The sequence below is a fragment of the Leuconostoc falkenbergense genome, assembly GCF_014634805.1.
GTDB classification, from domain to species: Bacteria; Bacillota; Bacilli; order Lactobacillales; family Lactobacillaceae; genus Leuconostoc; species Leuconostoc falkenbergense.
Genome location: NZ_BMBS01000010.1, coordinates 43,194 through 52,464 on the forward strand (window position 1 = coordinate 43,194; position 9,271 = coordinate 52,464).

4 protein-coding genes and 1 pseudogene are annotated in these 9,271 nt (G+C 33.3%); 1 reads left to right on the plus strand and 4 read right to left on the minus strand.

What is annotated here, in order from left to right:
* Positions 1 to 292: 292 nt before the first annotated feature.
* Complete coding sequence (locus IEU71_RS03430) at positions 293 to 2,347, minus strand: DUF262 domain-containing protein (protein ID WP_004915886.1); 2,055 nt, start codon at positions 2,345 to 2,347, stop codon at positions 293 to 295.
* Entirely contained in the window at positions 2,337 to 4,118 is a 1,782-nt protein-coding gene (locus IEU71_RS03435; RefSeq protein WP_004915884.1) for a DUF262 domain-containing protein, read from the minus strand. Before IEU71_RS03435 ends, IEU71_RS03430 begins: the two co-directional genes overlap by 11 nt.
* Before the next feature lie 708 nt (positions 4,119 to 4,826).
* On the opposite strand from IEU71_RS03435, the pseudogene IEU71_RS03440 reads away from it, so the two are divergent.
* Positions 4,827 to 5,411 (plus strand): annotated as a pseudogene (locus IEU71_RS03440) (IS30 family transposase).
* 26 nt (positions 5,412 to 5,437) lie between these two features.
* Here IEU71_RS03440 and IEU71_RS03445 read toward each other — a convergent pair.
* Together IEU71_RS03445 and mobP2 are read right to left on the minus strand one after the other, a co-directional pair.
* The gene (locus tag IEU71_RS03445) at positions 5,438 to 7,285 is read right to left on the minus strand and encodes a GmrSD restriction endonuclease domain-containing protein (RefSeq protein WP_004915880.1); all 1,848 of its coding nucleotides are present in this window, start codon (positions 7,283 to 7,285) and stop codon (positions 5,438 to 5,440) included.
* A gap of 549 nt (positions 7,286 to 7,834) precedes the next feature.
* A partial coding sequence (gene mobP2 / locus IEU71_RS03450; RefSeq protein ID WP_188349628.1) for a MobP2 family relaxase occupies positions 7,835 to 9,271 on the minus strand: 1,437 nt, incomplete at its 5' end.

Below are 9,271 nucleotides of genomic sequence, written 5' to 3' on the forward strand. Positions count from 1 at the left end.
TCTTTGTTTTCTAATTAATTACGTTTAATAGCTAATTTTTGTTCTAAATGATGCTAACAGTTTTGTTTCTACAAAACTTGTAATGGTGTTTTCAGAACCAGTTTCATGGAGCTAAAGCCTCCTCCATATAGCACTGGTTGTTTTCTAATACCACGGGGTTAGTTAACCATAGTTGAGGACGAGCCCTCAGGCGAAAGCGAGCGGCAACCCCAAAGTGCTTACACAGTGATATGTGGGCAGCCAATACACCGGCAGGTTATCGTTTGTCAGTTAAAAGCCTAATTTTGTTTGCCTACTTTATTGAAATAGGACCATCCAATACTTTTTTTAATCTATCAATTGAACTAACAAGCGGTAATGCCGAAACTGATTCAATGGTCACATCATCTTTCGCAATAACGAAATCTTGTTTCTTGTTATCAAACGATAGCTGCACAACTCTAGATTTATTAATGTTAACAGTATTTATTGTTTCATCCATATTCCCACTATACGAAAATTCATCACCAAGATACTGTTGAGCAGCAATTATAGGTAAACTAAATTTATTTGAATTGAAAACTCCAACTCGCCACAGAAGGCCAAAAACGGTGTCTTCCCATACATCAACAGCTCCAATACGATTAACAATCTTTGGATAAGAAATAATCCATTGTTTCCATACTTCTAATTCAGAAACATCAATAAAATCGGTTTTATACCATTGTTTTATCCATTCAATATCGATTTTTTCTTTTTTATACCCTCTATCTCGAAAATATTTTTTCCATGACCTATCGCGTAATAAGTTAGATACATTGCCATCGCCGGAATTCTTTGGAAAAAAGCGGTTCATTCTAATATCAGAATATCTCAACATATCTGCAATTTCTGTTTTATCTTTGATCCCATTTTTATCAAATTTTTTAAGTAGCCATTTAGAGTATTTTATGAACTCCCCTAAATCTTCATTAGCCACTCTGAGTATCCATCCAATTGTTCCGTTAAAATACGGGTGGCTTTCAGCTTTATATATCGGTGTTACCCATGCCGGATTTTCCAATATTAGTTTAGCTTTTACAACTTCTTCATTTTTTTGTTCATCGGAATATGCACCAAAAGAGATATTAGTTAAATCTTGAGTAGCCATATAATCTATTATTCCTTTTTGCCACGAAATAGCATATTCAAAAGATTTTAATGAGGTTCTTGTGTTTCCTACTTCCTTTCTATAACTTTCCTCAATATTTGTTGAAATTCGTACAACATTAAACAACTCATCAATATCAAACGTTTCTTCATTTACTTGACTAATATACTTCCAATATGCAAAATATAAATCTAAATCTCTTACAAAATCATCATTTTTAGTTGCTTTTAATATCTTAAAAAAATCATTTTCACGAATTGAAACAAAGCGATCCGAAACATATTGACTAATATCATTTTTAAATTTATCCAGCATCTCTATAAAGTGTTTTATATCTGAAAGGAACTGATAATCAATAAGGGTATCCCAGCTTTTATGAATAAACTGCATTATTTCGTCATTATTCTTTTCTTGCTCATCCATTAGTCTATTCAAAAATATATTTAAATAAAAAAATCTGAGCATTCTGCTTTCAGCGTTTTCAGCCTTGTCTTCTCCGTCATTACCAAGTTTCCAAAAGAAATCTAAAAAATCATTATCAATCCAATCTTTAAAGTCATCGGAATCAGGAATTCCAAATAATTCTGCTTTAAAATTATCCCATTCAGATAGCGGTTTTCCACGAGAATTCATTTTTACATATAATTCTTCTGGTTGCCCTAATTCTTCTACATCCAAAAAAGAAAAAGTGATTTTAGTTAAATTATCATAATTACCACCATTAGGTAATTGTTTATGAATTTCCTCCAGCATTACGAGCATTCCAGAAATTGTTGGATCATATCGCCAAGAATTAAAGAACCATTTCCGACTTTGAAAATAGTCAACAGATGTTTTGTCGGGATTCCATGCTTCTTCAATGATTGCTGAGCAAAACTCTCTTGTGCTTGTTCTAGTAGCATAAGTAAATCTAGATAAATAATCATCCGTTTTATTATTTTTCCTTGATAGATAAATAGCCAATAACCACAAAGTTGTAATTCGCTGTTGTCCATCTAATGGGATAAAAGAATCGCCAACATGCTTTCCATAGATGAAATCAAGATGAAGACTTTTTTCATTACCGTTAATAACATTTGAAAGACTAGAAACAAAATTTATTCTCTTTTGTTTGCCTTCAATATTGCTTCTTCCAAAAGCGTAATCTCTTTGGATAGCGGGAATTGATATTTCATCACTTAGGAGCCCTTGTAAAGTCATCTTCTCTTTACTTTTCATCTTCTGTCTCCTCCCATCTAAAGTAATCAAACATAGTATTTTTTATCACGTTTTCATATGCTTCAGCATCGCTTTCATCCCATGTCAGATTATTAACATTTAAATCTGAGTAATATTTCAAAAAAGCATTCTTTGTTGTTGGCAATAAATATCTAGATTGTTTCATGTCTATTTTAACAATTGCCTTCACCTTCAAAGGAAACGGTTTGTTCCCATATCCACGGTTTGTTTCTGCATCAAGTAAACACAGGTTACCCAATCTATTTATGTTATCCCTGTCCCAGGTTTTACTCTCTGTTAGTCTAATTACAGAATTATAAAAATCAATAAACTTTTCATCATCTCCGGCAATTTTCTCCACACACTCAAATGCTAGTGAAGAAAAAATAGGTAAATTGGCATCACGTATAGAATTAATCCATTCCACTCTTTCTTTTAGATTTTGAATTTTATCAAAACGACTATGTGGTGATATATGTTCTACATCGTATTTCCCTTCGACATAGTCATCAAAACGGAACTTAGACTTAGTATTGATACATGTTACTATATTAAAAAGCAACAATCCTTTTCGTAAATCTGTAGATTCCAATGATAATTCATCAAAATTTATCTTTTTTATTAATGTCTTAAAATCCAGAAAATCATGTTCAAGATATTGTTGATATAAAGATTTAATATCGACTTTTTGCGCATTTAACAAATAGCCCACAAGATGATATATTTCATTATCTGAATACCAATCTTCAAATGTCATAAAGCATTGTTTAACTTTTTTCCAAAAAGTCGATACGATGCCTATATTGTCTCTTTCATGAAAATATTTATTAATAACGTTGTAACTATATAATTCTTGGAATACTTTCTTTTCAAGATTATAGTTTTTCTCCTGCTTGATTAAATCAGCAACAGCATCAAGAATTAAATCGATATGAGGTGAATCATTACTTAAATTTTGTCCCAGCCAAGCCCAAAAATTAGGCTCTTGAAGTCTTTTTTCAATTCGATCCCATTCTTGTGCTATTTCGACAAATTCATTATGATAAGTCTCGTTTTTAAAATTATTTTCTCTTAAAATCAGTGCCTTCACTAGTTCTGAATTGGTCAAAGGAATTTTTCCGGCGTTTAGTCCAGTAAAAATCTGCTCAACTTTACGAGAATCTACTTCCTTCAATATTTGATACTGAATAAAAAAAGCCCCTCTTTCTCTATCTAAGAGTTTATCCAACCATTGGTCCTGGTTATGGTTTTCAAAGTAACTTTGAGCAGTCGTGTAGCATTGATGCATATAAAACCAGTCGATATTTTCTGAGCTTTTCGATTCGTCACCCAAAGAAGATTTTAAAAACTCCGCTGTTCCTTTTCTGGTTTTGTATTCAATTTGATACTTAATATTATCCAATCCAGATGCTTTTAAAATTATGTAAATAGTCGTTAGTCTCTGTTGCCCATCAACTAACTCTATTCGACCATCCTCTAACTGGTTGATTACAATCGGTTGTAAAGAATATCTAGCATTTTCTTCCCAATTCCAAATATCATCTAACAAATCCTCAACTTGCTTTTTAGTCCAGCGATATCCTCGTTGATATGCTGGTACGAAATATTTGCTTCCGGAATTTATAACTTTACTTACTTCAAGTTCTGTTATGGCTTCAGGTTTCTCAAGTGTGTACTTCCCAATAAATTTACCATCACGATAAATTTCAATGACTTTCGAATTTCCAATCTCCTGATTAAGCAAGTGGTTATTCAAATCTAGTCTTGCCATAAAGTTCCCCCGTATAAAAAGATTCCTACAGTTATTATAACATCAACTCTATATGCTCAGAAATCAATAAATTGGACTATTTTTATTCAGTTCCTTAGGCGACATTTGATATGCAATGGCAATTATACAAATTGATATACCAACCAATGGCTGCTTGGACTTCATTATTGTTCCAAATACATCTAGCATAATGACTTATTATCATACACCAAATATTTTATTGTTCCCTATGGAATTGGTAATACTTATTTCTTCCTAGTAGGGAGATCCTTAAAAAATCCTTTTTTACCAATCATACTTACCAGAGCGCTTATTTTTTTTGGGGGGCAGTTAATCAACAGACCAATTCTAGACTGATTATAAAAATCAATAAGAATTTTTAGCGGATTACAACTTCAAATTATATTGTTCCTTTTCAAAATGGTCTTGCTACTGTATACCTTTGAGTAACTGGCTGATGCTGAAATTCGCCATGTTGCATTGATCCGCAAGAATCTCATGACGATTTTTGTCAATATTCTTAATGTTATTTTTTTGACAGAATACGAGATATTTTAATCGCAATATTTAGTGGTTGTATGATAATAACTGTCTTCCTGGTCGTCTGTGTAAACGGTAGATTGTAAAATTAAACCGAACACTTGAATAAAAAAGCCGCAGCGCCTTTAATGGTAATTGTCTAAAACAACCATAAAGGAACTGCGACTCATGACTAGTTTATCATCTCAAGAACGCACTGTCATTCAAACTTTACTCGAATTGAATTATTCTGTTCGTGCCATTGCGCGCTTTATTAAACGCTCTCCTTCAACCGTTTCGATTGAAATTCATCAAGTTACACCCTATAAAGCTGAGATTGCTCATGCGTTGGCATTGAAAAAACGTCATCTACGTGGTCGTCATGACACGCTAACACCAGCTATCGCTGTCTTTTTGAATCACCACATTGGTATATTGAAGGGGTCACCAGTCTGAATTCGTTTTTTTCAAGGGATCAAAAATGGCAAGTCAATCACTGTTGATCGTGGGCGAGAATTTGCAAAATATAACGAAATCGAGCAAAAACTAGGCATTCCAGTCTATTTTGCGCACCCATATTCACCAGAAGAACGTGGGAGTAATGAGATATTAAATCGATACGTCCGTCGTTTTATACCGAAAGAACGCAAAATTGAAACAGTTAGCGCCAAAGAATTAGATCAAATTAATCATTGGATCAATGCGAGACCAATGAAAACACTCAACTGGCAATCACCACGAAAGGTTTTTCAGCAGTTTGCAGTGTTCGGTTAATTCTTGCAATCTACAGTATACTGAAACTAAATTTTAAAAAGATTTTCAGAATACTCAAAAAACTTTGACTCTAAAAATCGAGTTCGCTCGTCAATTTTAATTTTTTCTTCTTGATGAATAATGTTTTGAAAATGAGGTATCACGGATTGTAAGACATCTTTATTTCTACTTTGAGAATAGTAGTTTTCAATTTTGTCGCTCACAGGCGTATCCGCTGCTCCGGAATTAATAGAATCTTCTAATAACGTTAAGTTACCTAAATTATTCGTATACTGTTTCTGAGTTGATTCTGGCACAATATGTTCAACAGACATGCCCGAATCTACAAGTGAAACGTTATTTTCGAAAAGAAAAACGCACTCTAATATGTATTTTGTTGTTATGTTCTCATAAATTTTAATTTTATCGTTTCCTGTTTTTTTTGTGAAATGAATGTTAGTATAAAGATTATTGTTTTTGTTAGCACGATAAAATAGAAACATTAATGCTTTTAAATTTGAAACAGACGCATAAGATTCTGCTTTACTTGATGCCAAGTTGAGCTCGTGTAAAATATTTTTCAAAGATTGCCTAAAAAGAACTTGTTTTCTTCTTTGACCAATAATCAGTTGCGATACTTGGCTAACCACACCAAAAAGGATGCAGCTTCCCAAAATGAAATCGGTTATTTCTAAGAGTAATGTGCTGGTAAAGTAATGTGTAGTTTTGTGTTTGTGGTAGGCAACCATAAATAGCTCAGTCAGCATATCCAATAACGACACGTCATTTATATAATCACTATTCAATAGCAAAGACAAGAATCCAAAATCTCTATATATTCTTTTACCAGTTTGGCTGTGCCAATTATTTATATTTGGAAAATAAATTTCATGTAATGCTTCAGAATAAACTTTAAATTGATTAATGATTTTTAAATATGTACTATCAATTCCTTCACTAATATTTGTGAAATAGTTTTTAAAAGACTTATATAACTGATAATTTTCGAGATATAAAAAATCGTCATCTAAAATATTGTTCGATTTTAGAACACTAATCATTAACCATTGATCAATTGAACCGTGTGGTTGATATTCCACAAAAATTTTTTGTTTTAAGTCAGCGTTCTTTTCACGTACCTTTTTCCACATGTCAACAAATTTAGCAATAAAGTTTTGGGTTTCAGCAGTGTAAATTATTCTATTTTTTATTAAGTCAAGATCAGATAACGGTTGTCCCTTTGAGTTTAAACTTTCAAATGCTAAATAAGCCTCTTTTTTATCAGCGGAAAATAGGTTTATTGCAAAGGCTTTCGTAATTGTTTCTCTGACTGACAATAACCATTTGAAATATTCTTCGTCATTTTGATCAGAATTATGTTCGAGTACTTTTTTAAAAACCTCTTGGGCAATTTTGAATTTTTGGATCTCGTCGTTATTCTCGCCAAAATTTTCATCATCGTAGTACGGATTTTTATTTACTAAAATATAGTCAACATATTCGTACGTAGCATTAGTTTCCAAAGTAGCCTGCAGTGCATTCTCATTATCTCGCTGACATAAAAAACGCTCCTGTATTGCATCACCATAATTGTCTTTTCCAATTTCATATAGCCTATCTCTTAAGCATGCTAGGAATATGAAAATTGAAGTCAGTCGCTGTTGTCCATCGGTAATCTTAACAACATCATCGCCTTGTAAACCTATGAACATAAATGTTCCTAAAAATAGCGTTGCTGATTTTTTTTCATTTTGCAATATGTCTTCTGCGAGTGTTTGAAAATCTGATTTTCCCCATGTAAATTCTCGCTGAAAATCGGGAATTTGATATTTTCTTGAAATTAACATCTGACCTATTGTTGTTTTTACGGGTTCGAACCCCTGACCTAAAGACATTGACAACTCCTCATAACTTTACTTGACCAAAAGTAAAACGGATAATTAATAAATGTTGTTAAATTACATAATCATGTTTTAATTATCGATTATTAAATACTTTCTTAAACATAGTCATATTATACTACCAAATTCTTACTATTGAACAGCTATTATTAGCCCTGTTTATAGTGGATGTAACGTACACTCTTTTTTTATTATAAAAAATGATGACCTTACGATTAACAACGGAATATTAAAGACTTTTTCATTATGTTGCGTGTATCTTTACTATTAATCATTTGTGTCCTCACTACTAATGTATCATAGCGTAGCAATAATCATCACTTTGCATTGCTTTCAATAATTTGCTCAAACTGTAATCAGTAATGTTGAATTTATCTGCAAGCATTTCACGACGATTCAGATCAAATCTTTAACTGTAAATCTTTTTGATAGGATACGAGATATTTTTACCGCAATTTCTAGTGGTGGTAGATGATGATAACGGTCTTCCTTGTCATTTGAGTAGACGTATAAGTAATCATTTGCTGTTACAATAACTTCTCCTTACATTCCTCTTGATATTTGGGACTCATATTCTTCTTGAGCCTTTTCTTGTTCAACTTTCTTTTGATTTCTTAAGAATTGACGTTCTGCGTTTATCTCAGCACGGATGTCCTGCCGCCACAAGCGACTAATTTTATTAAACGAACCACCCCGCACTGGCATCTGATCACCTATGTGATTTGAATTTGGGGTTACATTGTTGATCAACGGCTTGGAGGGGGAATTTTTTTCCTGAGGGTTAGATGCAATTTTAGTTTTGTCTACGTAACCACCTTTGTCAAGCTTTTTAACACGTCTTAGCAATTCAGACATTTGTTGGTCAATATCATTCATTGAGATGTCTTCAATTTGTGCCAAATGTTTGTAGAGTTGATTCGCTAAGCGTTTCCTTAATCCCTCTTCCTTATTCTCAGACCATTTGCGTTGTCCCTTATGCATCATGCCATGGTCTTCAATATTAATGGCGTCGTATCCTTGTGCCAGCGACTTAAAACCCTCATATTCAGTTTTAAGCTCTTTGGCAAACAAATCGTCTAATAGTTGATTTGTTAATTGATTTGCTTTTGCCATCTTGCCTTTTTCAGCTGTTAAATGAGCATTACCAACCTGCCACCGTCCTTTCATGTCTTGAGGTAAAGCATCATAAATTTGCTTGATGGCTTTGGCATGGCGGTCATTTAAGAGGTTTTCTGGTGCTGTCTCAATAATTTCTTTTTTAAAACCACCAACGCCTTTCAATATTTCCTGATGCCGCCTTAGTTCACGTGATGACATTAATTGCTTTCTAAACTGTCGCTTGGCTTGTTCAATCATCTCTAGAGGTATAACGCCGATTGGTTGCCCTTTGTACTTACCTTCTTGCTTGACCATCTCAGGCCGCGTTTCTTGGCTTTTTTTAGCAAACCACAGATGCATGTTTAGGTGGTCAGTATCCTGATGAATCACACCAAACCAAACAATGTCATTTTCATCTTCTCCCAAAGGTAAATTAAATCCTTTGTTAATTAGCGTCTTAGCAACCTCTTGTTCTGCATGCTTCAATTTATTTTGGTCTATCATACGAGTTTCGGGATCATAGAGATTGTTTTTAACTAACCAATCGCCTCTAATTGAAAAAGCAAGTTCATGGATATTATTGCCATTTTTTTGAGCCTCATCCAAGTCTTTTCTCAATACAGAAACATCGTGATTATCATAATTGAGTTTATCGCTTCCAAATATTGGATGCGTTTCTGTTACCGCAGAATTTCGGTTGGCATAGCCAGGTTTGCTAAATTGTTCCTTTAAGTCAATTAAATCGTTCATGGATTCATTATTGAAATCACTTGTCTTTTCCGAATTATTAGCATAATCAACTAGATCTGAGTATTTTTGTCCCTTCATATCTGCTGTACTAGACGTGACGAATTGTGCTGGTAAATTGACCATTGCCGTCTT